The organism is Streptomyces sp. NPDC058646, from assembly GCF_042716875.1.
Classification (GTDB): Bacteria; Actinomycetota; Actinomycetes; order Streptomycetales; family Streptomycetaceae; genus Streptomyces.
The window spans coordinates 17,319-43,400 of sequence record NZ_JBHXRK010000022.1 but is presented as its reverse complement, the minus strand read 5'-3'; the positions used below and the strand labels follow the sequence as shown (position 1 = coordinate 43,400).

Annotated in this window: 24 protein-coding genes; 12 read left to right on the top strand and 12 right to left on the bottom strand. The window is 74.1% G+C overall.

Annotation, left to right across the window (positions count from 1 at the left end; translation table 11 throughout):
* Window positions 1–113: 113 nt before the first annotated feature.
* Both ACFWUZ_RS25245 and ACFWUZ_RS25240 read right to left on the bottom strand, forming a co-directional pair.
* Window positions 114–779 (bottom strand): GntR family transcriptional regulator, encoded by a 666-nt coding sequence (locus ACFWUZ_RS25245; RefSeq protein WP_384377115.1) that lies wholly within the window; start codon window positions 777–779, stop codon window positions 114–116.
* Window positions 780–935: 156 nt separating this feature from the next.
* Window positions 936–2,309 (bottom strand): aspartate aminotransferase family protein, encoded by a 1,374-nt coding sequence (locus ACFWUZ_RS25240; protein ID WP_384377112.1) that lies wholly within the window; start codon window positions 2,307–2,309, stop codon window positions 936–938.
* 212 nt (window positions 2,310–2,521) lie between these two features.
* On the opposite strand from ACFWUZ_RS25240, the gene ACFWUZ_RS25235 reads away from it, so the two are divergent.
* The 11 genes from ACFWUZ_RS25235 (at window position 2,522) to ACFWUZ_RS25185 (ending at window position 13,797) form a co-directional block, all read left to right on the top strand.
* Entirely contained in the window at window positions 2,522–3,166 is a 645-nt protein-coding gene (locus tag ACFWUZ_RS25235) for a DJ-1/PfpI family protein (RefSeq protein ID WP_384377109.1), read from the top strand.
* Between the two features lie 307 nt (window positions 3,167–3,473).
* A complete protein-coding gene (locus tag ACFWUZ_RS25230) occupies window positions 3,474–3,929 on the top strand; it encodes a MarR family winged helix-turn-helix transcriptional regulator (RefSeq protein ID WP_384377106.1) in 456 nt (151 codons plus the stop codon).
* 126 nt (window positions 3,930–4,055) lie between these two features.
* Window positions 4,056–5,507, top strand: coding sequence for a serine/threonine-protein kinase (locus ACFWUZ_RS25225; protein ID WP_384377103.1), 1,452 nt, complete (start codon window positions 4,056–4,058; stop codon window positions 5,505–5,507).
* Window positions 5,508–5,586: 79 nt separating this feature from the next.
* Window positions 5,587–5,979 (top strand): nuclear transport factor 2 family protein, encoded by a 393-nt coding sequence (locus ACFWUZ_RS25220; protein WP_384377100.1) that lies wholly within the window; start codon window positions 5,587–5,589, stop codon window positions 5,977–5,979.
* Window positions 5,980–6,375: 396 nt separating this feature from the next.
* Window positions 6,376–7,251 carry an alpha/beta hydrolase gene (locus ACFWUZ_RS25215; protein ID WP_384377097.1) on the top strand — a complete coding sequence of 292 codons (876 nt, stop codon included), beginning with the start codon at window positions 6,376–6,378 and terminating at the stop codon, window positions 7,249–7,251.
* Complete coding sequence (locus ACFWUZ_RS25210) at window positions 7,244–8,446, top strand: acyltransferase (protein ID WP_384377094.1); 1,203 nt, start codon at window positions 7,244–7,246, stop codon at window positions 8,444–8,446. Before ACFWUZ_RS25215 ends, ACFWUZ_RS25210 begins: the two co-directional genes overlap by 8 nt.
* Window positions 8,439–9,782, top strand: coding sequence for a sensor histidine kinase (locus ACFWUZ_RS25205; protein ID WP_384377091.1), 1,344 nt, complete (start codon window positions 8,439–8,441; stop codon window positions 9,780–9,782). The genes ACFWUZ_RS25210 and ACFWUZ_RS25205 overlap by 8 nt, the downstream gene beginning before the upstream one ends.
* Complete coding sequence (locus ACFWUZ_RS25200) at window positions 9,779–10,459, top strand: response regulator (RefSeq protein WP_384377088.1); 681 nt, start codon at window positions 9,779–9,781, stop codon at window positions 10,457–10,459. The genes ACFWUZ_RS25205 and ACFWUZ_RS25200 overlap by 4 nt, the downstream gene beginning before the upstream one ends.
* An 88-nt stretch (window positions 10,460–10,547) precedes the next feature.
* Window positions 10,548–11,873 (top strand): sensor histidine kinase, encoded by a 1,326-nt coding sequence (locus ACFWUZ_RS25195; protein WP_384377085.1) that lies wholly within the window; start codon window positions 10,548–10,550, stop codon window positions 11,871–11,873.
* The gene (locus tag ACFWUZ_RS25190; RefSeq protein ID WP_384377082.1) at window positions 11,870–12,529 is read left to right on the top strand and encodes a response regulator; all 660 of its coding nucleotides are present in this window, start codon (window positions 11,870–11,872) and stop codon (window positions 12,527–12,529) included. Before ACFWUZ_RS25195 ends, ACFWUZ_RS25190 begins: the two co-directional genes overlap by 4 nt.
* Window positions 12,530–12,579: 50 nt before the next feature.
* A complete protein-coding gene (locus tag ACFWUZ_RS25185) occupies window positions 12,580–13,797 on the top strand; it encodes a cytochrome P450 (protein WP_384377079.1) in 1,218 nt (405 codons plus the stop codon).
* Window positions 13,798–14,204: 407 nt separating this feature from the next.
* Here ACFWUZ_RS25185 and ACFWUZ_RS25180 read toward each other — a convergent pair whose 3' ends face one another.
* A complete protein-coding gene (locus tag ACFWUZ_RS25180) occupies window positions 14,205–15,026 on the bottom strand; it encodes a diacylglycerol kinase family protein (RefSeq protein ID WP_384377332.1) in 822 nt (273 codons plus the stop codon).
* Between the two features lie 184 nt (window positions 15,027–15,210).
* On the opposite strand from ACFWUZ_RS25180, the gene ACFWUZ_RS25175 reads away from it, so the two are divergent.
* Window positions 15,211–16,494, top strand: coding sequence for an adenylosuccinate synthase (locus ACFWUZ_RS25175; protein WP_384377076.1), 1,284 nt, complete (start codon window positions 15,211–15,213; stop codon window positions 16,492–16,494).
* A gap of 78 nt (window positions 16,495–16,572) precedes the next feature.
* Here the strand turns inward: ACFWUZ_RS25175 and ACFWUZ_RS25170 are convergent, their stop codons facing one another.
* The 9 genes from ACFWUZ_RS25170 to ACFWUZ_RS25130 all read right to left on the bottom strand — a co-directional run bounded on the left by ACFWUZ_RS25170 (window position 16,573) and on the right by ACFWUZ_RS25130 (window position 26,051).
* Window positions 16,573–18,513, bottom strand: coding sequence for a protein kinase (locus tag ACFWUZ_RS25170; protein ID WP_384377073.1), 1,941 nt, complete (start codon window positions 18,511–18,513; stop codon window positions 16,573–16,575).
* A gap of 101 nt (window positions 18,514–18,614) precedes the next feature.
* Complete coding sequence (locus ACFWUZ_RS25165) at window positions 18,615–19,493, bottom strand: alpha/beta hydrolase family protein (RefSeq protein WP_384377070.1); 879 nt, start codon at window positions 19,491–19,493, stop codon at window positions 18,615–18,617.
* A gap of 171 nt (window positions 19,494–19,664) precedes the next feature.
* Window positions 19,665–20,870 (bottom strand): kynureninase, encoded by a 1,206-nt coding sequence (kynU, locus tag ACFWUZ_RS25160; protein ID WP_384377067.1) that lies wholly within the window; start codon window positions 20,868–20,870, stop codon window positions 19,665–19,667.
* On the bottom strand, window positions 20,863–21,708 hold the full coding sequence (locus tag ACFWUZ_RS25155; protein ID WP_384377064.1) for a tryptophan 2,3-dioxygenase family protein: 846 nt from the start codon (window positions 21,706–21,708) through the stop codon (window positions 20,863–20,865). Before ACFWUZ_RS25155 ends, kynU begins: the two co-directional genes overlap by 8 nt.
* Before the next feature lie 161 nt (window positions 21,709–21,869).
* Window positions 21,870–22,283, bottom strand: coding sequence for a DUF3151 domain-containing protein (locus tag ACFWUZ_RS25150; RefSeq protein ID WP_384377061.1), 414 nt, complete (start codon window positions 22,281–22,283; stop codon window positions 21,870–21,872).
* A gap of 153 nt (window positions 22,284–22,436) precedes the next feature.
* The gene (fbaA, locus tag ACFWUZ_RS25145) at window positions 22,437–23,459 is read right to left on the bottom strand and encodes a class II fructose-bisphosphate aldolase (protein ID WP_384377058.1); all 1,023 of its coding nucleotides are present in this window, start codon (window positions 23,457–23,459) and stop codon (window positions 22,437–22,439) included.
* Window positions 23,460–23,716: 257 nt separating this feature from the next.
* Window positions 23,717–24,256: an orotate phosphoribosyltransferase gene (gene pyrE, locus ACFWUZ_RS25140; protein WP_384377055.1), complete on the bottom strand. Its 540-nt coding sequence runs from the start codon at window positions 24,254–24,256 to the stop codon at window positions 23,717–23,719.
* A 71-nt stretch (window positions 24,257–24,327) separates the two neighbouring features.
* Window positions 24,328–25,116: an aldose 1-epimerase gene (locus ACFWUZ_RS25135; protein ID WP_384377052.1), complete on the bottom strand. Its 789-nt coding sequence runs from the start codon at window positions 25,114–25,116 to the stop codon at window positions 24,328–24,330.
* Between the two features lie 68 nt (window positions 25,117–25,184).
* A complete protein-coding gene (locus tag ACFWUZ_RS25130; RefSeq protein WP_384377049.1) occupies window positions 25,185–26,051 on the bottom strand; it encodes an SRPBCC domain-containing protein in 867 nt (288 codons plus the stop codon).
* Between the last annotated feature and the right edge of the window lie 31 nt (window positions 26,052–26,082).

The following is a 26,082-nucleotide window of genomic DNA, read 5'->3' as shown; positions in this document are numbered from 1 at the left end:
TCGTTGCCGCCGATCGGGCAAGCGTAATGCTCCGGACACGCTCCGCGAAGGGGTGCGCAGAACCCGGGGCCCGGGACGGTCCCGCGAACCCGGCCTGACCGGCCGTGCACCGCTTAGAGTGCGGCGGCCCAGTCCAGTCCGTGCTGGTTGTAGTCGTGCACGAGGCGGCGCACCTCGTCGGCGTCCGCCAGCGTCACGGCGTCCACCAGTTCGCCGTGGCGGTCCCACAGGGCCGCCCGCAGCTGCGGCTCGCGCTGGAGGTGCGGGACGGCGAAGACCCAGCACTGCACCCGGATGCGGTGCAGGAACTCCGAGATGTACGTGTTGCCGACCAGCCCGCTCAGCTCCCGCCAGAAGCGGAGGTCGTAGCCGATCAGCACTTCGAGCGAACCGCTGTGCGCGGCCCGCCGGGCCTCCTCGGCCCGGCGGCGCACCGACACCAGCATCTCGCCGGCCCCGGGCGCGGCACCGCGCTCGGCCAGCCGCCGGAAGATGCCGTCCACCACCAGCGAGCGGGCCTCGACCATGCCCCGGAAGTCGTCGACGGAGTAGACCTTCACCCGGAAGCCCCGGTGCTGGACCGATTCGAGCAGGCCCTGGGCGGAGAGGTCCACGAGTGCCTCGCGCACGGGGGTGGCGGAGACCTCGTACTGCTCGGCGATCTGCTTGACCGTGAATTCGGTGCCCGGTGGCAGACGTCCCGCGAGCACCTCGTCACGCAGCGCGTCCGCGATCTGCTGGCGAAGTGTGTTGCGGGTGACAGCTCCGCTGCCTGGCATAGGGGTCGGTCTCCTGTCGTAGGACTCCCGACACCTTAGGCCAGGGCGCAAGGCCGAAACCGAGCGGTTGGTGGCCGTTATGCGGATTAAACGCCCGTTATACGGACGAGAACCGGCCACCACCCGCTCTCCCTGCCCGGCTGCCCGGCCCGTCGGCTAACCGGCCGCGGTGTGCCGGTCGGCGACCGTCAGCGCCTCGTCCAGGAGGGCCAGCCCCTCCTTGGCCTCCGCCTCGGTGATGGTGCACGGCGGGACGACGTGGGTGCGGTTCATGTTGACGAAGGGCCACAGGCCGGACGCCTTGCAGGCCGCCGCGAATTCGGCCATCGGCGTGTTGTCGGCGCCGGAGGCGTTGTACGGCACCAGCGGCTCCCGCGTCTCCTTGTCCCGTACGAGTTCCAGGGCCCAGAAGGCACCCAGGCCCCGGACCTCGCCGACGGAGGGGTGCCGCTCGGCGATCTCGGCGAGCGCCGGGCCGATGACGTTCTCGCCGAGGTGGGCGGCGTGGTCGACGACGCCCTCCTCCTCCATGGTGGTGATCGTGGCGACGGCGGCGGCGCAGGCCAGGGGGTGGCCTGAGTACGTGAGCCCGCCGGGGTAGGGGCGCGTGGCGAAGGTCTCGGCCACGGCGCCCGAGATCGCGACGCCGCCGAGCGGCACGTACCCGCTGTTGACGCCCTTGGCGAAGGTGATCAGGTCGGGGGTGACCCCCCAGTGGTCGGCGGCGAACCACCTGCCGGTGCGCCCGAAGCCCGACATGACCTCGTCGAGGACGAAGACGATGCCGTGGCGGTCGCACAGCTCGCGGACGCCCGCGAGGTAGCCGGGGGGCGGGGTCATGATCCCGGCGGTGCCGGGCACGCTCTCCAGGATGATCGCCGCGATGGTCTGCGGCCCCTCGAAGGCGATGGTGTCGGCGAGGTGCGCGAGGGCGCGGTCGCACTCCTCGGCCTCGCTGGTGGCGTGGAAGGCGGAGCGGTAGAGGTACGGGCCCCAGAAGTGCACGACGCCGGCGGCGGCCGTGTCGGAGGGCCAGCGGCGCGGGTCACCGGTCAGGTTGATGGCCGCGGCGGTGGCGCCGTGGTACGAGCGGTAGGTGGACAGCACCTTCTGGCGGCCGGTGTGCAGCCGCGCCATGCGGACGGCGTTCTCGACGGCCTCGGCGCCGCCGTTGGTGAAGAAGATCTTGTCCAGGTCACCGGGGGTCCGCTCGGCGATGAGGCGTGCGGCCTCGGAGCGGACGTCGACGGCGAAGCCGGGCGCGAGGGTGCACAGCCGGCCGGCCTGCTCCTGGATCGCGGCGACGACCTTGGGGTGCTGGTGGCCGATGTTGGTGTTCACCAGCTGGGAGGAGAAGTCGAGGAAGCGCTTGCCTCCGTAGTCCCAGAAGTACGCCCCCTCGGCCCCGGCGACGGCGAGCGGATCGATCAGGGCCTGGGCGGACCAGGAGTGGAAGACGTGCTGTCGGTCGGCTTCTTTGACTGCGGCGCCGGCGAGCGGGTCGGCGTGCGGGGGGACATGAGGGGTCATGCCGCCACGCTAGAAGTGCGCAGGCGGGGCGGGACATCGGCGGACTGTCTGCGGCTGGGGCGCCGGTCTCGGCAGTCTGTCTCGCCGCCGGGACCGTGCCACGGCTCCGCGGCCCCATCCCTCCAGGCATTGACAGCACACTGTCGAAATGACAGTCTCTTGTCATAGGCGCTGGATGCTGGATCCGACCGCCGACCCCGGAGGCGAGCACCATGAGCGAGACCCTGCGGCACGAGACCCCGAGCAAGCCCGTTCACCTCGCCGTGTACGACACGTACGCGGACTGGGAGACCGGCCACACCACCGCGCACCTGACCCAGCGCGGCCACCGGATCCGCACGGTCGGGCCCACCGCGGATCAGCCCGTCACCACCATGGGCGGCGTCCGGATCCAGCCCGACCTGGCCCTCGCCGACCTGCGGCCCGAGGACTCCTCGCTGCTGATCCTCACCGGCGCCTCGCTGTGGGACAGCGGTGACGACCTCGCGCCCTTCGCGGCGAAGGCCCGCGAGTTCCTGGCCGCGGGGGTCCCGGTCGCGGCGATCTGCGGGGCGACCGCCGGGCTGGCCCGGGAGGGCCTCCTGGACGGCCGGGCCCACACCAGCGGCGCCTCCTTCTACCTCGCGGCGCAGCCGGGGTACGCGGGCGCCGGGGACTACGTCGAGACCGACGCCGTGACGGACGGCGACCTGATCACGGCGGGCCCGACGGAACCGGTGGCCTTCGCCCGCGAGGTCTTCGCCCGGCTCGGCGTCTACAAGCCGGACGTGCTGGACGCGTGGTACCGGCTGTTCCACGACTCGGACGCGAGCGCGTACCCGGTCCTCATGGCGGCCGCGGAGTCGGGCGATGCCTGAGCCCCGGCCACAGGGGGCGGAGACGGGCAGCGCCGGGGCGGGGGCGCCGGCTGGGGCGGAGGGCCTGGCCGGAGCGGGGGCAGGAGCCCGGGCCGAGGCCGGAGCGGGGGCAGGCCGGGCGGGCGTCCAGGCCGAGGCCGGAACGGCGGCGCCGGCTGGGGCGGGAACCGGGGCCGGAGCGGGGGCGCCGGCTCGGGCGGGAGCCGAGGCCGGAGCGGGGGCCGCAGCCGGGGCGGGGGCCGCGGTCGGTGCCGGTGGGGGCGGCGCCCCGGAAGGTGGCGGCGGGGGCGGGGCGGAGGCGGCGGGGTTGTCCGTGCGGGCCCGGCAGGACCTGCTGAGCCGTACCGCGCTCGGGGTCTTCCGGCTGAACGGCCAGTTCCTCTCCGTCTCGGAGGAGCTGGCCCGGCCGGCCGGGCTGACGGCCGCCTGGTGGCAGGTCCTGGGCGCGGTCCTGCGGGAGCCGCTGCCGGTGGCGGGCATCGCCCGTTCCATGGGCATCACCCGCCAGAGCGTCCAGCGCGTGGCGGACCTGCTGGCCGCCAAGGGCCTGGCGGAGTACGTCCCGAACCCGGCGCACCGCCGCGCGAAGCTGCTCCGCCCGACCGACGCCGGCCGCGCGGCCGTCGCCCGCATCGGCCCCGGCCACGCCTCGCTGGCCACCCGCCTCGCGGCGGAGCTGGGCGACGACGGCCTCGCCGAGACCGTCCGCGTCCTGGAACGCCTGGCCCGGGTCCTGGACACCCTGCCCCCGACGGAGCCCTGACCCGGGCACCCTGCCGCACACCCGCCCCGGCGGGCGCGCCGGGCCGGACGCGCCGGAGCAACCACCGGGGGCGGTGCCGTCCTCCCCCGCGGGGGCCGTGGGCCCCCAGGGGGAGGACCGCCCGGCATGGAACAGCTGCACCCGCGGGATCCATACCGCATCGGCCCGTACCGCCTGCTGTCCCGGCTCGGGGCGGGCGGCACGGGCCAGGCGTACCTGGCGCGTGCCGACCGCGGCCGCACCGTCGCCGTCAAGCTCGTCCACCACGACCTCGCCGCCCGCGAGGAGTTCCGCGTCCGCTTCCGCCAGGAGGTCGCCGCGGCCCGGCGCGTCACCGGTGCGTGGACCGCCCCGGTCCTCGACGCCGACACCGAGGCGGAGATCCCCTGGTTCGCGACCGGCTACGTGGCCGGTCCGCGCCAGCGCCAGGCCGTGGCCCGGGACTTCGGGCCGCTCCCGGCCCGCTCCGTACGGATCCTGGCCGCGGGCCTCGCGTACGCCCTCCGGGACATCCACCGCGCGGGCCTGGTCCACGGCGACCTGAAACCCTCCGGGGGCCTGCTCCACCCCGACGGCCCCCGCGTCATCGACTTCGGCATCGCCCGTGCCGCCGCCGGGCCCGACCCGGCCCCGGTCCGGCCCGGTGAACTCGCCGGCCCGCCCGGCGCCGCGGCCTCCGAGCAGGCCCGCGGCGAGCCGGTCACCGCCGCGTACGACGTCTTCCGCCTCGGCGAGGTCCTGGCGTACGCGGCCACCGGCCGGCTGCCCTTCGGCGACGGCGCCGGCAACGGCGACGAGGGACGGCCCGGCGGCCCGGCGGCGCTCCCGCTCCGCAGCACCGGAGCGGAACCCGACCTGGCCGGCGTACCGGACGGGCTGCGCGAGCTCGTCCGGGACTGCCTGCACACGGATCCCGCCGCGCGGCCGGAACCCGCCGAGGTGCTCGCGCGGGTCGGCGTGAGCGGGGCCGTGACCGGCGGAAGGACCCCGGAACCGTGGCTTCCGGCGGTACTGACGGCCCAGCTCGGGCGCCAGGCCGCACAGTTGCCGGACCGTGAGGACGAAGTCCCGGACCGCTTACCTCCCGAGGCGCGGGTGCCGCCCGCGCCTCCTGTGGCGCAGGCACCACCCCTGCCCCTGACGCCTCCCGCACCGCGCACGGCCCCGCCGGCGGCCTTCGCCCCGACCGCGGCCGTCCCCCCGGCGGAACGTGCGGACCGGACGCGGACCGCGTCCACCGTGTCCCTCCTCGCGGTGGCCGTGGTCGTCGCCGTCGCGGCGGGCGGCTCGGTGTACGCGGTGATGAACGGATCCTGGCAGCTCACCCTCGCCCCCGGCGCGGCCGGCGACCGGGTGATGACCCTCAGCGTCCGGGACCCCGCCTATGCCTGCACGGGGAAGGCCCCGCTGCGCAGCGCCCCCGACCCAGTGGAACTGGAGCCCTCCACGGTCACCTCCGGCAACCCGCCCACCTGCGGCCCGGGCAGCTGGAGCCGGCTGCGCCTGCTGCCCGCCGGCACCCTCCGGCGGGAGCCGGCGGGCGCCCCCGGAGCCGCGCTCACCTTCCGGAAGCAGTGACCGAGCCGTTTGTGTCGAAGTCAATAAGCCTGCAGGCAAAGCTTGTTGCGTGTCACGGCTCCGTCGGACACTGCGGCACATGGAGCCGTTGAAGCTAGTGGCACGACTGTGGGAGCGGATCGAGGCACGCGACTGGGACGGCGTGGCCGGGCTCATCGCCGAGGACGCGGTCATCGAATGGCCCGTGAGCGGTGAACGGATCGTGGGGCGGGCCAACTTCATCGCCGTGAACAGCAGCGACGACGGCTACTCGGACGAGAGGTCCGTGGAGCTCCTGCGCATCGTGGCGGACGGGGACCTCGTCGTGACCGAGGTGGAGATGCCCCAGGACCACGTCCTCTACCGGGCGGTCTCCCTGTGGACGGTGCGGGACGGGGAGGTCGTCGCGGCGCGGGAGTACTGGACCAGCCCGGGTCAGGACCCGGCGCCGCGCTGGCGGGCGGGCTACGTCGAGCCCCTGCCGGTGGACTGAACCCGCTCCGCATCCCGTAACTCTCGCGTATCCCCCGTCATACCTCAGAGCTACGCGCGAACACGGCTCCTCAGCGTGACGCCGACCACGGTCCCGGATTTCTAACTTCGGAGGCAGAGAAGAGCACCGACCGCTCTTCCGGCCGACCGGGGGACAGAGATGACGACGGGGACGACGGGGACGACGGGGACGACGGAGACGGCGAGGACCGGGGGCAGGCAGGGCAGGACGGGCACGAGGGGCACCCCGGACACGGCAAGGCCTGCGGGAGGGGCCGCCCGGTCCGCAGGTACGGCGCCGGGCACGGCCGGCACAGACGGCATCCCCGGGGCCGGCGGTGGCCGCCTGCGTCGCACCCTGCTGGCCGGGCTCGTCGCCGCGGCCGTCGTCGTCCCCGTGTCCGCCGCCGCCTCCCCCGCCGTCCCCGCCCCCGCGGCCGCGACGTTCGCCGAGGGCACCGGCGCCACCGGCCGGTACGCGGCCAACCTCGCGCATCTCGCCGAGGCGGCCCGGATGGCCCAGGACGCCGGGCGCACCGGCCGCGCCGCCAGGCTGCACGCCATGGAGGCGGACGGTACGGCGCAGTTCCTCGCCTTCGACGGACGCGGAAGGGGCCGGGCCGTCGAGGTGTTCGGCGATCTGGAGAGCGCCGACCGGGTCACCGTCCTCGTGCCCGGCTCCGACACCACCCTGGACACCTACCAGCGGTTCCGTGCCGGAGCCGTCGCCCTCCAGCAGCGGCTCCAGGCCGAACACCCGCGCTCCGCCGTGGTCGCCTGGCTCGGGTACGACACCCCCGGCACGATCAGCACGACCGTCCTGACCACCGCCCGCGGGGCGGAGGGCGCCGCCGAACTGGGGCCCTTCCTGGACCGGCTGGCGGCCTGGGCAGCGCCGGGCGCCCGCCTGTCCCTGCTGTGCCACTCCTACGGCTCCGTGGTCTGCGCCCGCACCGCCACCGGCTCCGCGGTCACCGACATGGTCCTCTACGGCAGCCCCGGCACGGGATCCGGCTCCGTCCGCGAGCTGCCGACCGCCGCCCGCGTCTGGGCCGGGCGCGGCAGCGGCGACTGGATATCCGGGGTCCCGCACGTCCGGGTCGGCGGCGTCGGCCTGGGCGCCGACCCCGTCGACCCCGCCTTCGGTGCCCGGGCCTTCGACGCGGGCACCGCCGGGCACAGCGGCTACCTCGACCCGGGCAGCGATTCCCTCGACAGCCTGGCCGCCGTCGTCCTCGGCACCACGCCCGCCCGGGAGGTCCCCCGTGTCTGAGCCCCGCCTGCGCTGGGCCGCCCTCGCGGACCGCATCGACTCGGCCACCCCGGCCGGCCGGGACCGGGCCGTGGACGGCCTGCGGGCCGCGGCGATCCTCGGTGTCGTACTCGGCCACTGGCTGGTCACCGCCCTGACCACCGCGGACGGCGGGCTGAGCGGCAGCAGCCCGCTGACGCACATGCCCTGGCTGGCCCCGGTGTCCTGGGTGTTCCAGACGCTGGCCGTGTTCTTCCTCGTCGGCGGCCACGTCGCCGCCCAGGGGTACGCCTCGGCGCGGGCCCGCGGGGTCACGTACGGCACGTGGGTCGGACGGCGGCTGCACCGGTTGTTCCGGCCGGTCGCCGCGATCCTCACCCTCTGGGCGCTCGTGGCCGCAGGGATGCTGCTGGGCGGAGTGGGGACGGACACCGTCCGGACACTGGTCCAGCTGGTGCTCTCGCCTCTGTGGTTCCTGCTGGTGTACGCCGCGCTCACCGCCGCGACGCCGCTCGTGGCCCGCCTCTCGCCCTGGTGGCCCCTGGCGGTGGTCGCAGGCGTCGACTTCGGGCGCTTCGTCCTCGGCTGGCCCGAGTGGACCGGCTGGGTCGATGTGGCCGCCGGCTGGCTCGTCCCCTTCACCCTGGGCGCCGCCTGGTCGCGTGGGGCGTTCGCCCGGCGGGGACCGGCCCTCCTGCTGCTCGGCGCGGGCTCCGTCGCCACCGCCGCACTGATCCTCTGGGCCGGGTACCCGGCCTCCATGGTGGGTGTCCCCGGGGCCTCCGTGTCGAACCTGAACCCGCCGACGCTCGCCGCGGTCGCCTTCGGCCTGGCCCAGTGCGGGCTGGCCCTGACCCTGCGGGATCCGCTGGCCCGGGCCCTGCGCCGGCCGGCCGCCTGGGCGGCGGTGGCCCTGGTGAACCTGTCCGCGATGACGCTCTTCCTCTGGCACCAGACCGCGATGATGGCCGTCACCGCCCTCGGCCTGCTGGCCCCCGCCGATCTGCCCGGGCTGCACACCGTGCCCGATTCGGTGGGCTGGACGGCCGCCCGGCTGCTGTGGCTGCCGGTGTTCGCCGCGGCGCTCGCGGTCTGCTGGGCCGCCTTCCGGACCTACGAGCAGGGCGGGCGCGCCGAGCGCTCCCGCACGACCGCGGGCCCTGCCGCACTGCCCCGGGCGCGGAGGGCACCCGCCCAGGAGATCACCCATGTCTAGCCTTGAGCACGTGAACGAGCAGAGCCGACTCCCCGACCGGGCCCCCGCGAGCCGGGGGCAGGTGCTGCGCGCCACGGCCAGGGAGCTGCTCACCCTGCGGAAGGATCCGCTGCCTCCGATGTCCCGGCCGCGGTGGCTGGCCCGGCTGCCGCACGTGTTCGTCGTGTACGCCGCCGCGTTCTTCGGCTTCCTCACCGCGGAGCAGCTCGGCGACCACTACCACGTCAGCGGTGCGGGCACATGGCCGCCGGCCGCGCTGACGGGGGTGTCCATCACGCTCGCGATGTTCCGTCCGATCGCCGCCTGGTGGCTGGGGCTGTTCGCGGCGGGCCTCGGCGCCTGGGAGATGTACGACCACGTCGGCCACGGCCAGACCTGGCCGTGGACCCCCGGCGGGATCTTCGGCTTCGCCGTCGTGATCCTGCTGCTGGCCCTGCGGGTGCCGCCCCGGGTCACCGTCGCGGTCGTCTCCGTCTCCCTCGCCTGCACCGGCCTGGCCGAGGCGCTGTTCCGGCCGGACCGCAGCGCCAGCACCGTGACCGGGGCCGTCCTCCTCTACGGCTTCGTCGGCCTCCTCGGCTACGCACTGCGCGCCCTGCGCCTGGCCCGCGGCGAACTGGTCGAGCAGGAGACCCTCACCGAGGAGGAGCGGGCCCGGCGCACCCTGCTGGAGGAGCGCAGCCGGATCGCCCGCGAGCTCCACGACGTGGTCGCGCACCACATGTCGGTGATCTCCATCCAGGCGCAGGTCGCCCCGCACCTGGCGGTGGAGCCGTCGGAGGAGCTGCTGGAGAACCTGGCGGGCATCCGCGCCAACGCCCTGGAGGCGCTCACGGAACTGCGCCGGGTGCTGGGCGTGCTGCGCTCCGAGCAGCCGGACGATCCGGCGGCTCCGCAGCATCCCCAGCCCACCCTCGCCGAGCTGGACGGTCTCGTGGACAACGTCCGGGGGGCCGGGCTGGCGGTCACCGTGGAGGTGGCCGGCATCCGGCGGCCGCTGACCCCGGGCGTGGAGCTCACCGCGTACCGCATCGTCCAGGAGGCGTTGAGCAACTGCCTGCGCCATGCGCCCGGTTCACGGGTGGAGGTCGGCATCGCCTACGGTCCCAGGGACCTGCACCTGTGCGTCGCCAACACCGCGCCGACCCGCCCCGTCACGCCTTCCCAGGGCGCCGGGCACGGGCTGCTGGGGATGCGGGAGCGGGCGGGCATGCTGGGGGGCGAACTGGCCGCCGGCCCCGTCCCCGGCGGCGGGTACGAGGTGAGCGCCGTCCTCCCCATGGACCCGCCGGTGCTGTCCGGCAGTACCTCCACCGAACCGAAGAAGGACCGATGAGCGCCAGCGCCACCCCCGTCAAAGTCGTGATCGCCGACGACCAGATGATGGTGCGGCAGGGTTTCACCGTGCTGCTCAACGCCCAGCCCGACATCGAGGTGGTCGGCCAGGCGGTGGACGGCGCCGACGCCGTGGCGAAGGTGGCCGAGCTGGAACCGGACGTGGTGCTGATGGACATCCGCATGCCCGGCATGGGCGGGATCGAGGCCACGTCCCTCATCACGGCGGCCCCCGACGCCGCGGTGAAGGTGCTGGTGCTCACCACCTTCGACCTCGACGAGTACGTGTACGAGGCACTGCGCGCCGGAGCTTCCGGCTTCCTCCTCAAGGACGCCTCGGCCGATCAGCTCGCGGAGGCGGTGCGGGTGGTGGCGGCCGGGGAGGCGCTGCTCTCGCCGAACATCACCAAGCGGCTGATCACGGAGTTCTCCCGGATGGGAGCGCCGCGGCCGCCTTCGCGGGCGCGCATCGACCTGCTGACCGAGCGGGAGACCGAGGTCCTGTCGCTGATCGCCCAGGGCCTGTCGAACGCGGAGATCTCGCAGCACCTGGTGCTGGCCGAGCAGACGGTGAAGACCCATGTGAGCCGGATCCTGGTGAAGCTGGGCCTGCGGGACCGCACGCAGGCGGCGGTGTTCGCGTACGAGACGGGTCTGATCCGCCCGACGGGCTACTGATCCCCCTGCGTAGTACTTGAGGGGGACCCCGGGAGATCCCCATCAGCGGCGACGCGGGTGAGGGGGCGGCGGACCTACGGTTCTCCGTATGACCGAGACAACCACCGGGGGCACAGCCCGGCCGCCCGAGCTCCGCATCGCCTCGGGCTTCTTCCAGGACCTCCGCGCCGACCTGATCACCGATGCCTTCGCCTACCGGCCGCTGCCGCCGGTCCGGGTGACCGGGCGGCTCGCCCGGTGGATCCCCGGAGGGAACAGGCCGGAGGCGGGGTACTTCCCGCACTTCGTCGTGGTCCTGCTGGCCCTGCTGACGCTGTTCTCCGGCATGACGATCAGTGAGGGCGTCTCTCACAGCCTGTCCTTGCTGCTGGCGCTGATGGCCGCGGCGCCCGTCCTGATGACCCTGGTCCGGCCGGTGGGGGCGTTCTGGGTCATGCTGGCGGTGACGCTGCCGCCGGCCGTGGTGCAGAGCAGCGGCATGAACTGGCCCTGGGTGCCCAGCACGTTCGTGGCCCATCTCTCCGTCGTGACCATCGTGGCCATGCGGAGCCGGCCCCGGGTCGCCGCGTGGCTGTGGCTGGTCACCGTCCTCACCGGGACGGTGCTGCCGGTCATGATCGGCCGGGACGTCGAGCTCGCCCCGATGGCCTTCCTGACGGCGGTGTCGCTGCTGGCGGTCACGGTCCGCAACACGCGCAAGCAGGCGCGGCAGGAGGTCACGGCCCTGCAGGAGGTCACGGTCGTCGAGCGCGACAGGCGGACGCTGCTGGAGGAGCGGACCACCATCGCCCGGGAGCTGCACGACGTGGTGGCGCACCACATGTCGGTGGTCGCGATCCAGGCGGAGGCGGCCCCGTACCGGGTGAAGAACCCGCCGCCGGAGCTGGAGGCGGCCTTCGCCACCATCCGGGAGAACGCGGTGGCGGCCCTGACGGAGCTGCGCCGGGTGCTGGGCGTGGTCCGCTCCGCGGACTACGAGGCCCCGGAGGCCCCGCAGCCGACGCTGGCCTCGCTGGACGGGCTGCTGGCCAATGTGCGCGAGGCCGGGCTGCAGGTGGACAAGACGGTCACCGGGGCGGTGCGGGAGCTGCCGCCGGGCGTTGAGCTGTCGGCGTACCGGATCATCCAGGAGGCCCTCAGCAACACGCTGCGGCACGCACCCGGCTCCGCGGCCGCGGTGGAAGTGTCGTACGTGCTCGGCGGCCTGGGGATACGCGTCGTCAACGAGGCGGCGACCGGGGACGTGCGGCCCTCGCCGGGGGCGGGACACGGGATCACCGGCATGCGGGAGCGGGTGGCCATGCTGGAGGGGGAGATGACGGCCGGGGAGACCGCGGCGGGGGGCTACGAGGTGGCGGTGTTCATACCGGTGGCCGTCCGTCCGCAGCGGACGGCCGAGGAGGAACCGGCATGACGATCAGAGTGCTGATCGTCGACGATCAGATGATGGTCCGGGAGGGTTTCTCCGTCCTGCTGAACGCGATGGACGGCATCGAGGTGGTGGGCGAGGCGGTCGACGGACGGGCAGCCGTCGCGCAGGTGGCGGCGCTGCGGCCGGACGTGGTGCTGATGGACATCCGGATGCCGGTGATGAACGGCCTGGAGGCGACGCGGGAGATCGTGGCCGCCGACACGGACGCGAAGGTGCTGGTCCTGACGACCTTCGACCTCGACGAGTACGTGTACCAGGCGCTGCGGGCCGGGGCCTCCGGCTTCCTGCTCAAGGACGCCTCGGCCCGTCAGCTCGCCGACGGGGTGCGGGTGGTGGCGGCCGGGGAGGCGTTGCTGGCCCCCTCGGTGACCAAGCGGCTGATCGTGGAGTTCTCCAAGCTCTCCGAGGCGCCGAGGCCGGCCGATCCGGCGGTCGTGGGGGAACTGACGGAGCGGGAGACGGAGGTGCTGGTGCTGATCGCCCAGGGCCTGTCCAATGCGGAGATGGCCGACCGGCTGATCGTCGCGGAGTCCACGATCAAGACCCATGTGAGCCGGATCCTGGTCAAGTTGGGCCTGCGCGACCGCACCCAGGCGGCGGTGTTCGCCTACGAGACCCGCCTGGTGACCCCGGCCTGAACCCGGTCTGAACCCGGCCTGGTCGGCGAGACACCGCCTAGAGTTCCGGGATGGGCTTTGATCCGTGGGATGCCTCGTTCGTCGCCGATCCGTATCCGGCGTACCGGGAGTTGCGCGAGCGGGGGCGGGCGGTGTGGTGGGAGGCGACCGGCCAGTGGCTGGTGCCGCATTACGCCGACGTGAGTGCGCTGCTGCGGGACCGGAGGCTGGGCCGGACGTATCTGCACCGGTTCTCGCACGAGGAGTTCGGACGGGAGGCTCCGCCGAAGGAGCACGAGCCCTTCCACCTGCTCAACGGCAACGGCCTGCTGGACCTGGAGGACCCCGCCCACGCGCGGGTGCGGCGACTGGTGGCGAAGGCTTTCACGCCCCGGACGGTGGAGCGGCTCGTGCCGGCCGTGGAGCGGCTGGCCCGTCAGCTGGTGGGGCGGCTGCGCGCGGACGGCGGCGGGGATCTGCTGACGGCCGTCGCCGAGCCCCTGCCGGTGGCCGTGATCGCGGAGCTGCTGGGGGTGCCGGAGGCGGACCGGGGCCTGCTGCGTCCCTGGTCCGCCGACATCTGCGGCATGTTCGAGCTCCGGCCGGACGAGGAGACGGCGCGGCGCGCGGTACGGGCGAGCGTCGAGTTCAGCGCCTACCTGAGGGGGCTGATCACCGAACGGCGCAGCCGCCCCGGCGAGGACCTGATCTCCGCGCTGATCGCCGCGCACGACGAGGACGGCCGCCTCAGCGAGCAGGAGATGATCTCCACCTGCGTCCTGCTGCTGAACGCCGGACACGAGGCCACGGTCAACACCACCGTCAACGGATGGTGGGCCCTGTTCCGCAATCCCGGGCAGCTCGCGGCCCTGCGCGCGCACCCCGGAGGGCCGCCTCCGGAAAAGTTGTCCACAGCTGTGGATGAACTCATGCGTTACGACACGCCGCTGCAGATGTTCGAGCGCTGGGTGCTCGACGACATCCGGATCGGGGACACGCTCGTCCCGCGCGGGGCGGAGGTCGCGCTGCTCTTCGGCTCCGCGAACCGGGACCCCGCACGGTTCCCGGACCCCGACACGCTGGAGCTGGGGCGGACCGACAATCCGCATCTGAGCTTCGGCGCCGGGATCCACTACTGCCTGGGCGCTCCGCTGGCGCGACGGGAGCTGGAGGCGTCCTTCGGGGCCCTGCTGGCGGACGGCGTCCCCCCGCTGCGGCTCGTCGAGGAACCCCGCTGGCAGGAGGGCTACGTCATCCGGGGCCTGGAGCGGCTGCTCGTCGAGTTCTGACCCGCCAGGACACCCCCCGGGGGTGTCCTGGTCCGCCCCGCCGCCGACCGCGGCCCAGGCGTCGGAGGCCCGGGAGCCACAGGACGGCGCCCGTCGGACCGGCCGGGTCAGCACGGCCGCCACGACCGCAGCCCGGCAGAACGCCGCAGCAGGCACAGCGGCAGCCCGCAGTGCCGCCCGTCATCCGGTGCCGTGCCCGGAAAGGCGCACCGGGTCCGGGCCCCGGCACGGCACCTCGCCGCGTGGGCGGCCCACGTACGTCCAGTACGGGCCGCGGCCCTCCGCCGTGCGATGCACCGCACCGGACGCCGCGGCCCGGCAAGCCCTTCCGGACACGGCACCCGCGCGAGGCCCTCAGGGCGCCCCGGGCCCGGTCCCTCCTGTGGCGCCGTCGCCGCGGCCGGGCCTCACCGCGGCAGGGTGAGCGTCCACGCGCCCGGGCGCAGGGTCCACGTACGCCGCCGGACCGGGCCCGTCATCGCGGCGTCGGCCCGGTAGCGGAAGTCCGCCCCCGACACCGTCACCGACCTGGCCCGGGCCCGGACGGCCGAGCCGGTCCCGCCGGGCCGCACCACGACCTCGGCCAGTCCACCGGTGTCCCGCGCGGTCACCGAGACGTCCTCCACCGGCCGGTCCACGTCCGCCAGCACCACCCCGTCCGCCTCCACCCGCAGCCGGTGGCCGCCGCCGCCCGGCCCCGGCGGGCGGACGAGCGTACGGACCAGCGAGCGGTAGGCGCTCCACACCGACGGCCCCGGACGCCCGTCCGGCCGCCCCGCCCCCCGCACCGGCGGGATCCGCAGCGCCCCCAGCACGACCCCGTCGCTGTCGTCGACCAGCAGGTCGCAGGCGCGGACCGTCCCGTCCAGCACCGCCCGCGCCGCCGCCACCGCCGACAGCGGCACGCCCAGGGAGCACGCCAGCCCCAGCGAGCCCGCGGACCCGACCGGGATCAGCGCCAGGGGCCCCTCGGCGAGCCCCCGCTCCCGGTGCAGCAGCCCGACGGCCCGCACCAGGGCCCGGTCGTCGCCCACGATCACCAGCCGCCGATGACCCCGGCGGGCGAGGGCCCGCGCGAATTCCTCCTGCGAGTCCGGGAGGCAGATTTTCGCCGCCGCTCCCGCTGACAACACATCCTTCGCGATCCGCACGGACTCGCCGTCAAGACGGCGGGCGACCGGGTCGACGAGCACGAGAAGGCCGCCTACCGGCGCGCCCGCATGGCTCATGGTGGGCTCTGGAGCCGACACCTCGGTCCTTCCTCGGGTAGCATCTTTGTGCAAGAGGCCCTTGCGCTATTGCGCCAGGGCCTTCGTCTATTCCGGGGTACCGGTCCGACGGCTCAGCCTGCGGTGTACATCGTCGTACGCCCCCTGACCTTGGACATGCCCCATCCGGAAGAGGTGTACGCCTGTGCCCGCTCTTGTGCTGCTCGGAGCTCAGTGGGGTGACGAGGGCAAGGGAAAGGCCACCGACCTGCTCGGTGGATCCGTTGATTATGTGGTGCGCTACCAGGGCGGCAACAACGCCGGCCACACGGTCGTCGTAGGCGACCAGAAGTACGCGCTGCACCTTCTCCCCTCCGGCATCCTCTCCCCCGGATGCACCCCGGTCATCGGTAACGGCGTCGTCGTCGACCCGGCTGTCCTGCTCTCCGAGCTGCGCGGCCTGAACGAGCGCGGCATCGACACCTCCAAGCTGCTCATCAGCGGCAACGCGCACTTGATCACGCCGTACAACGTCACCCTCGACAAGGTCGGCGAGCGTTTCCTCGGCAAGCGCAAGATCGGTACGACCGGCCGCGGCATCGGCCCGACGTACGCGGACAAGATCAACCGCGTCGGCATCCGCGTCCAGGACCTCTACGACGAGTCGATCCTCACCCAGAAGGTCGAAGCGGCGCTGGAGGGCAAGAACCAGCTCCTCGCGAAGCTGTACAACCGCCGCGCGATCGAGGCCTCCGCGATCGTCGAGGAGATGCTCCAGTACGCGGACCAGATCAAGGGCTACGTCGCCGACACCACCCTGATCCTCAACAACGCGCTCGACGAGGACAAGGTCGTGCTCTTCGAGGGCGGCCAGGGCACCCTGCTCGACGTCGACCACGGCACGTACCCCTTCGTCACCTCCTCGAACCCGACCGCCGGCGGCGCCTGCACCGGCACCGGCGTGGGCCCGACGAAGATCAGCCGCGTCATCGGCATCCTCAAGGCCTACACGACCCGCGTCGGCGCCGGCCCGTTCCCGACGGAGCTGTTCGACGAGGACGGCGAGGCCCTGCGCCGCATCGGTGGCGAGCGCGGTGTCACCACCGGCCGCGACCGCCGCTGCGGCTGGTTCGACGCCCCGATCGCCCGCTACGCGACCCGCGTGAACGGCCTGACGGACTTCTTCCTCACCAAGCTGGACGTGCTGACCGGCTGGGAGGAGATCCCGGTCTGCGTCGCGTACGAGATCGACGGCAAGCGCGTCGAGGAGCTCCCCTACTCGCAGTCGGACTTCCACCACGCGAAGCCAATCTACGAGACCCTCCCCGGCTGGTCCGAGGACATCACCAAGGCCAAGACCTTCGCGGACCTCCCGAAGAACGCCCAGGCGTACGTCAAGGCCCTCGAGGAGATGTCGGGCGCCCCGATCTCGGCGATCGGCGTCGGCCCCGGCCGCACCGAGACGATCGAGATCAACTCGTTCCTCTAGGAACCGGCGGTGCACCGGTGGGGCGGCGGACGAACCGCCGCCCCACCGGCGTACCCGGGCCGATCCGGCCGGGCCTGCCTAAGCCTGCCGCGTCCAGCGCTGCGAGGCCTTTCCGGCGCAGGTCATCGTGTAGAGGCCGGTGCCCATGTACGGGTCGAGGCAGCCGCCGCCGAACTCGCTCCGCAGGCTGCCGTCCCCGCCCGCGCGCCACAGCCTGCCGATGTCCTGGGCGCAGTCGCCGACGAACACGGCCTGGCCGAGCCCGTTGGAGTACAGGCACTGGCCGGACTGCTGGTTGACGAGCTTGAAGCTGCCGTCGGACCTGCCCTGGACCGTCCATCGGGTGGAGGCGTCCCCGCACGCCCCGTGGCTCGCGGCGCCGAAGACCTGGCTGACGCACTGGCCGTTGTCGCCGTTGCGGTAGCGGTACGTGCCGGAGGCCGGGGGCGGGGTGGCCGGGGGCTTGCCCGGAGCGGGTGTGGTGGCCGGGCGGCTCGGGGCGCCTGAGGTGCCGGGCCCAGGGCCGGCGGAGCCGCCGCCCGCGCCCGCGCCGGGCTGCGTACCGGTCCCGGTCCCGCCCCCGCCGACGGCACCCGGCCCGGCCGCGGCGCCGCCGGCCGCCGGGCCGGACCCGTCCTGGCCGCCGCTCGCCGCGGCTCCGCCGTCCTGCACGGGCTGCTCCCCGGCCGGCGGCGGGCTCGCCGGGGCCGAGGAGGCCGAGGGGCTCCCGCCCGCCGTCACCGGAGCCGGCGCGCCGGGCGAGGCTGGCGAGGCGGACGGGTCGGCCTTCGCCTCGGCCCGGGGCGGTGGCACGAACGGCAGGTGCTGGATGGCCAGGGTCGTGCCCCCGCCGACCACCACGACGGGGACGACGGCGAGGAAGATCCGGGTACGGCGCCGCCGCTCCGGCCGGCCCGGCCCGTCGGGGCGGGACGCGGCCCCGGCCTCCGGCGCCGTCACCGCGGCCGGTCCGGGAGCCACCGGTCCGGAAGCCGCCGCCGGGACGGAGGCCGCGGACGGGACGGAAGCCGCGGACGGTCCGGGAGTCTCCTCCGCTTCTGTTGCCGCCCCCGCGAGGGGGAGCGTCGGCACGTCGACCTCCTGCACCCGCGCGGCGAAGGCGGCCCGCTCCGCCAGCCTCTCGGATATCGCGCCGGGCCACAGCGGAGCGGTGAACGGGCCTCGCTCCGTGACCCGTTCGACGAGTTCGGCAGCGGTGGGACGGCCCTCGGGGTCCTTGTCGAGGCAGGCCGAGACGAGCTCGGCGAGGTCCGGGTCCAGCTCCCGCAGCGGCGCCAGGTCGGCCTCTTCGTGGACGATGCGGTACAGCACGCCGTGCCCCGACTCGTCGCCGAAGGGCGGCCGGCCGCAGGCCGCGTACGCAAGGACCGAACCCAGTGCGAAGACGTCGGTGGCGCCGCTCAGCCCTTTGGTCCCCGAGGCCTGTTCGGGCGCCATGTAGGCGGGGGTGCCGACGACCATGCCGGTCCTGGTCAGCCGGCTCTGCTCGGCGGCCCGGGCGACGCCGAAGTCGATCAGGGTGAGACCGTCGAGGGTCAGCATGGCGTTGGACGGCTTCAGGTCCCGGTGCACCATGTCCAGCGCGTGCACCGCCACCAGACCGGCCGCCGCCTCGCGCAGCAGCAGCCACAGCGCGTCCGCGGGCAGGGGTCCGCCGTGCAGTTCGACGGCTTCCTTCAGCGTGATCCCGGGAACGTACGCGGTGGCGAACCACGGCGGCCGGGCGGCACGGTCGCCGGCGAGCAGCGGCGCGGTCGCGCCCTCGGGCAGCCGGGCCAGATTGTCCAGCTCGTGCCCGAAGCGCCGCAGGAAGTCCTTGTCCTCGCCGACCACGGAGGCCAGCAGCTGCTTGACGGCGACGTACCGGCCGTCCTGCACCCCGAGGTACACCCGCCCCATGCCGCCTGCCCCGAGCCGCCCGGCCAGCGGTATCGGCCCGACCTGACGCGGATCCTCCGCCTCCAGCGGCTCGGCCCCGCTCCCCCTCAGCTCCCACACGTCAGCCCCGTCAGCGTCGGAAGTATTCCCCGGAAATCCACCCGATGCCCCTGACACGACAACGCGGCCCCGCAGCCGTCCCGTTGGGCCTCGGCAGGCGGCTACCAGGCGAGCTGCGCGATCTCCTCCGCGACCACCGCGCACGCGTCCGCCGCCGGGTCGATGAGGGGGAAGTGCCCCACCCCGTCCAGCAGCGTCAGGCCGACCGTCTCCCCCGCCTTGGCGGCTGCGGCCACGTACGACTCCGCCACCCGCGGCGGGACCACGATGTCCTCGCGGCCGTGCACCACCGCGGTGGCGATGCCCGTCGGGAGCAGGGCCGCCGGGTCCGCGTACGGGAGCCGGTCCTGCCAGTGCGCGGCCCCGCCCAGCAGCTGTTCGCAGGCGCCCCCGCAGACGTCCAGTTCCTGGGCCACCGCGAAGTCCGCGATGGGGGCCAGCGCCACGACGCCGCGCAGCGGAGGCGGGGAGGCCAGCCGCCACGGGGAGCCGTACGGGAGCACGTGCCGGGCGGCCGCCCACAGCGCGAGCTGGCCGCCGGCCGAGTGGCCGGTCACGACGAGGCGTCGGACGTCGGCCTGCGGCAGTACCGAGGCGGCCAGCTCGGGCAGCGCGTCCAGCGCGGCGGCGACGTCGTCCAGGGTCTCCGGCCAGCGCCCGGCGACCGGCCCCCCGGCGTCCTGGTGCGGGAGCGAACTGCCGCGCCGGTACTCGACGTTGGCGACGGCAAAACCTTGCCGCGCCAGGAATCCGGCCAGCGGGGTGGCGTGCTGCCGGTCGTACGGGGCCCGCCAGGCGCCGCCGTGCAGGAGCACCACCAGGGGCGCCTGCCCCGGGGTTTCGCCGCACGGGGCGTAGAAGTCGACGAGCTGGTCGGGGTGTTCTCCGTAGGCGGCGCTCGCGTCCGGGGCGACGGCCGGATGGGAGAAGGCCGATGCGGCCTCGGCGGCGTCCCGTTCCACTGCGGCGGGGTCCGTCATCGGCTCAACCTCTCGGTAACGCGTGGGACAGCGGGGGCAGATGTTCCGGTGTTTCAGCAGAGCGGGACCGTATCAGTCCGGAACGGGCCGTTCCGTGCGAGCCCCCGGATATACCGGAGCGGGCGGAGCCTCAGCCCCGCCCGCCCGGTGATGTGACGTTTCGCTACCGGGTCACCCGAAAACGTGACCCAGGGTGCGCGCGGCACGCTCCGCGTCGGCGAATCCGACGTACAGCGGGGTGAAGCCGAAGCGCAGGACGTCAGGTGCCCGGAAGTCGCCGACGACACCGCGGGAGATCAGCTCCCGCATGACCTCGCGGGCGTTCTCCGTGCGCAGCGAGACCTGGCTGCCGCGCCGGGCGTGCTCGGCCGGGGTGACCGACTCGACGAGGCCCTGCGGGACGTACGCCGCCACGCAGTCGAGGAAGAAGTCGGTCAGGGCGAGCGACTTGGCCCGCACCGCCTCGACCCGGACCCCGTCCCAGGCGTCGAGTGCCGCCTCCAGGGCCAGCATGGACAGGATGTCGGGGGTGCCGACCCGGCCCCGCCGCGCCCCGTCGGCCGGGTGGTAGTCCGGGGTCATGGCGAAGGGGTCGGCGTGGCCGTTCCACCCCGGCAGGGGGGAGTCGAAGGCCGCCTGGTGGCGTTCGGCGATGTACAGGTACGCCGGGGAGCCGGGTCCGCCGTTCAGGTACTTGTACGTGCAGCCGACCGCCAGGTCCACGGCGTGCGCGTCGAGTCCGACGGGCAGTGCCCCCGCCGAGTGGCAGAGGTCCCAGACGATCACGGCGCCCGCCGCGCGGGCGGCGGCGGTGAGGCCCGGCAGGTCGTGGAGGCGGCCGGTGCGGTAGTCGACGTGGTTCAGGAGCACGACGGCCGTGTCCGGGCCGAGGGCCGCGAGGACGTCCGCCGGATCGGTGGGAACCGCCGTCAGGCCGGTCATCCGGGCCGCCGAGCGGGCGATGTAGCCGTCGGTCGGGAAGGTGGCGGCGTCGACCAGCAGCCGGGTACGGCCGGGCCCGGCCAGCCGGGCGGCGCCGACCAGGGCCTTGAACAGGTTGACGCTGGTGGAGTCGCCGACCACCACCTGGCCGGGGGCCGCGCCGAGCAGCGGGGCGATCTTGTCGCCGATCCGCTCGGGGGCGGTCCACCACTCGCTCTCGTCCCAGGAGCGGATGAGCAGCTCGCCCCACTGGCGCGTGACCACGTCGGCGGTGGCGGCGGCGACGCCGGCCGGGAGTGCGCCGAGGGAGTTGCCGTCCAGGTAGACGACGCCGTCGGGCAGGGTGAAGCGCTCGCGGAGCTTGCCGAGCTCGTCGGCGGCGTCGAGCGCGGCGGCGCGCGCCGCCAGGTCGGGTATCGCGGTCGACTCAGACATGGCTGCGCGCCGTCCAGAGCTCCGGGAAGACGTTCTTCGTCGCGCGCTTCTCCAGCCACGCCACCCCGGCGGAGCCTCCGGTGCCGGTCTTCGCGCCCATCGCACGGCGGGTGGCCACCAGGTGGTCGTTGCGCCAGCGCCAGACGAGCTCGGCGACGTCCGTGAGGACCTCGCCGAGGCGGTGCAGGTCGGCCTCGGCGTCCGGGTCGGCGTACAGGGCCGTCCAGACGGCCTCGACCTCCGGGGAGGGCTCGTAGCGCTGGGCGAGGTCGCGGTCCAGGACGGCGGCCGGGACCGCGAGGCCGCGGCGCGCGAGCAGGCGCAGGACCTCGTCGTAGAGGCTGGGCTCGTGGAGGGCCTTCTCCAGTTCCGCGTGGACGCGCGGGGCGCCGCGGTGCGGGACCAGCATGGAGGCCGACTTGTCGCCGAGCAGGAACTCCATCCGCCGGTACATGGCCGACTGGAACCCGGACCCCTCGCCGAGGGCGGCGCGGTAGGAGTTGAACTGTCCGGGGGTGAGCTGCGCCAGCGGGCGCCAGGAGGCGTTGAGGGCCTCCAGTTCACGGAGGGATCGTTTCAGCGCGTCCATCGCCACCGGGATGCGGTCCTCGCGCAGTGCGCGGGCGGCGGTCTCCCACTCGTGGACGATGACGGTGAACCACAGCTCCATGACCTGGGTCGTGACCAGGAAGACCATCTCGCCCGGGTCGTCCGAGCGCAGCTGCTGGAGGTGGGTGAGGACGTCCGCCTGGACGTAGTCCTCGTACGGGGTGGTGCCGGCGAAGTCGAGGTTCGGGGTGGCCGAACCGTCTCCGGAGGCATCAAGGGCGTGCGACATCGCTGTCTCCTCGACACGTGCTTCCGGGTAGCGGTCCGCTCCTTCCGGTGAGGTGAGTGGAGCCCCGGTCCCCTGCCCGCATCATAGGACCCCGGTGCGCCGGCGCTCCAGCGGGGAGTGGGGCAGGTCACATACCGGCCGCGCACCCCCCGCCGGGCGGCTCAGGCGTTCAGCGCGTCCGCGGCGGTCTCGGACGAGTCGCGCAGGAAGGTCGAGCAGCGCTCGTACTCCTCCTTCTCGCCGATGGCCCCGGCAGCGCGGGCCAGGGCGTGCAGGGCGCGCAGGAAACCGCGGTTCGGCTCGTGCTCCCACGGCACCGGGCCGTGCCCCTTCCAGCCGGCGCGGCGCAGCGCGTCCAGACCGCGGTGGTAGCCGGTGCGCGCGTAGGCGTAGGACTCGACGGTGCGTCCGCCCGCGAAGGCCTCGTCGGCGAGCGTGGCCCAGGCGAGCGAGGAGGTGGGGTGCGCGGCGGCCACCTCGGCGGCGGGGGTGCCCGCGGCGAGCGCCTCGCGGCCCGGCTCGTCGGGCAGATGGGTGGGGGCGGGGCCCCCGAGCAGGTTCTGGTGAATGGACATGCACCCAGTCTGGGGTATCGCGGGACCTGCCGGAGGGCGCCCCGGCACCCTCGCCGGGGCGGGAGCCACGACGACTGCATGCGGGAAAGGCCGCAGGGCCCGGTCCGCCGTCGTGGGACGGGGACCGGGCCCTGCGGGGACGCGCCCGGCTGACTACTTCAGCTTCGTACCGGTCGAGCGCAGGTTCGCGCACGCCTCGGTGACGCGCGCGGCCATGCCGGCCTCGGCCGCCTTGCCCCAGGTGCGGGGGTCGTACTTGGACTTGGTGCCGACCTCTCCGTCGACCTTCAGCACCGCGTCGTAGTTGCGGAACATGTGGTCCACGACCGGGCGGGTGAAGGCGTACTGGGTGTCGGTGTCGAGGTTCATCTTCACGACGCCGTTCTCCAGCGCGGTGGCGATCTCCTCGGCCGTGGAGCCCGACCCGCCGTGGAAGACGAAGTCGAACGGGGAGACCTTGCCGAACTTCTCGGCGACACCGGCCTGGAGGTCCTTGAGGAGCTCGGGGCGCAGGACGACGTTGCCCGGCTTGTAGACGCCGTGGACGTTGCCGAAGGAGGCGGCCAGCAGGTAGCGGCCCTTCTCGCCCAGGCCCAGGGCCTCGGCGGTACGGATCGCGTCCTCGACGGTGGTGTACAGCTCGTCGTTGATCTCGTGGCTGACGCCGTCCTCCTCGCCGCCGGTCGGGGTGATCTCGACCTCAAGGATGATCTTCGCGGCGGCGGCCTTGGCGAGCAGCTCCTGGCCGATGGCCAGGTTGTCGGCCAGGGTCTCGGCGGAGCCGTCCCACATGTGCGACTGGAAGAGCGGGTTCAGACCGCGGCCCACACGCTCGGCCGAGATGTCCAGGAGCGGACGTACGTAACCGTCCAGCTTGTCCTTGGGGCAGTGGTCCGTGTGCAGGGCGACCGTGATGTCGTACTTGGCGGCCACGACGTGCGCGAACTCGGCCAGGGCGACGGCGCCGGTGACCATGTCCTTGTTGTACTGGCCACCCAGGAACTCCGCACCGCCGGTGGAAATCTGGATGATGCCGTCGCTCTCGGCCTCCGCGAAGCCGCGCAGGGCAGCGTGCAGGGTCTGGGAGGAGGTCACGTTGATGGCCGGGTAGGCGAACTTACCTGCCTTCGCCCGGTCGAGCATCTCGTTGTAGACCTCGGGGGTTGCGATGGGCATGTCCGCTCCTTGGATGTGCGGGAGTGTGCTTATTGCGGGCCCTGACCTGGGGGCGACGTCATCGTCGCGCCTATCTTTCCAGACTCCGCGCGACACTCCACCCCTCCCGTCACCGGTAAGGCCGGATCGCGTCGGGATGTTTCACGTGAAACATCCCGACGCCCAGGAAACGGGCAGGTCAGGACTGGGTCCGCGCCCCCGGGGGACCTTGGTCACCAGGTGCGCACGGGCCGGGCGCACCCACCCGGTCCGGCCGCCTAGGAGAGGCCGAGGTCCTCGAGGCGGTAGCCGGTGAGGTAGGGCAGGCCCGCCTCGGCGATGGCCCCGGCCGCCCCGCGGTCCACGATCGTGGCGACGGCGACGACCTCGCCACCCGCCTCACGGACCGCCTCCACGGCGGTCAGCGGGGACCCGCCGGTGGTCGAGGTGTCCTCGACGACCAGGCAGCGCTTGCCCCGCACGTCGGTGCCCTCGATGCGCCGCTGCATGCCGTGGGCCTTCTGCGCCTTGCGGACGACGAAGGCGTCGAGGCGCTCGCCGCGCGCGGCGGAGGCGTGCAGCATCGAGGTGGCGACCGGGTCGGCGCCCAGGGTCAGACCCCCGACGCAGTCGAAGTCGAGATCGGCGGTGAGGTCGAGCATGACCTGGCCGACCAGGGGGGCCGCCTCGCCGTCGAGGGTGATCCTGCGGAGGTCGATGTAGTAGTCGGCCTCACGGCCGGAGGAGAGGGTCACCTTGCCGTGCACGACGGCCTTGTCCTTGATCTGCTGCAGAAGCGCATCGCGTACGTCACTCATGCCCCCGAGCTTAGGGGGTGTCCGGTGGATCGGACCGGGCGACTCCGGCCCCCGGACACCCCTGCGGGGCCTTATCCGAGCCGCCGCCAGGTCCAGGTGCTGGAGACCTCCAGCGGGTCGACCGGGGTGACCAGGCGGGGCAGGGTGTTCAGTCCGTTCGGCGGTCCCGACTGGGGCTCCACGCAGACGGCCTCGGGCTCCTCGTCGTAGACGACCACCCATTCGGCGCGGCTGGTGACCCGCAGCTCCAGGGCGCCGGGCCAGGTCAGGGTGACGTCCACGCCGTCCGGCATGCCGAAGCAGTCGTCCCACGGGCCCGGCAGGGGCTCGATGCGGCGGCCGGTGGGGATGTGGTCGGCGCCGCGCTCCTCCTGCCAGGCGGCGTCGAAGGCCACCTTCACCTCCTCGCCGCCGGGATCGAGGCTGCGCCGGAACCAGGGGTGCCAGCCCGCCTGGGCCGGGAAGGAGTCCCCGTACGTCTCGACGCCCATGGTCAGGGTCAGCGCGTTCTCGCTCAGCTCGAAGACCTGGGTGACCCGTCCCGGGTACGGCCAGGGGTCGGCGAGGTCGTAGGTGAAGACCGCCCCGTTCGCCGTGGCCCCGGCCGGGCGCCAGGCCGCCTCGCGCCCGAAGCCGTGGAGGGCGTGGGGCGGGTGGTTGAGCGGCATCTGGTGCTCGGTCGCCCCGTCCCGGAACCGGCCGTTCGCCGTGCGCCCGCACCACGGGACCATCGGGAAGGCCCCGTACCTCGGGCCCTGGCGCAACAGCTCCGTCCCGTCGATGCGCAGACTGCTGATCCGGCAGCCGTTCTCCTGGTCGACGGTCACCTCGGCGCCGCCGGCGGTCAGTTGCGTAGTCATACGGTCGACCCTAGGGGGTGTCCCGTCGATCAGGACGGATCAGCCCGGGGCGCGGGACCGGGCGGGGCTCAGCGGCGACGGCGCAGCGCCCGTCCCAGCACCACGGCCGAGGCGACGGCGAGGGCGGCGGCCGGGGCGATCCACCGCAGGCTGTCCGCCGCGGTGGTGGCCGCGGGCGCGGGAACGGGGGCGTACCGGCCGCGGGGGGGCGCGTGGTCCACCTCCTCGGCGCTGCGGCCGATCATGGTGCGCCGGGCGTGGGCGGCCTCGGCCGGGGGCCGCACGGCCCCCAGGTCGCCCAGATCGGTGAACTCCGACTCCAGGAAAGGGTCGAGGGAGGGCGGCGGCACGTCGGTGTCGAACACGGACGCGGTGACCTCGGTGGCCTCGTCCCCGGAGTCGTCGGAGTCCCGCCCGGTGGCCCCGGCGGCTTCGGCCGCCTCGGCGTCCGCCACCGGGTCGCTCTCCTCGGGCCCGGCCGGCTCCGCCGCCGCCGTGGCGGGCGCGGCCGCCAGCGCGGCGAGCTGTTCGGCGGCCCGGTCCAGCAGCCGCCGCACGGCGGTGGTCGTGGCCTGCGGGGTGAAGGCCACGGCGCGTCCGTCGGCCGCGCCGCCGGTGGTGAAGTCCAGCCGGGTGCCGCCCGTCGCCGGGGTCAGCCGGAGCACGACGGAGAGCTTGACGGCCCCGTTGCCCCGCACCTCCGTCCCCTCGCCCTCGAGGGCGAACCGGCCGGGCTCCTGTTCGGTCAGGGACAGGGACCCCCGGTAGGTCACGGTGTGCCCGCCGACCCTGACCTTCAGCCGGCCCGAGAGCGGGCCGGAGCCGGTGTCGGCGTCCTGCTGGAGACCCGGCACGCAGCGGGCCACCCGGTCGGGGTCGCGCAGCACGGCGCGGAGGTCGTCGGCCGGTACCGGGACGAACACCTGATGCTCCATGTGGTCGAGCCTACCGAGCGGACTCCGTCCC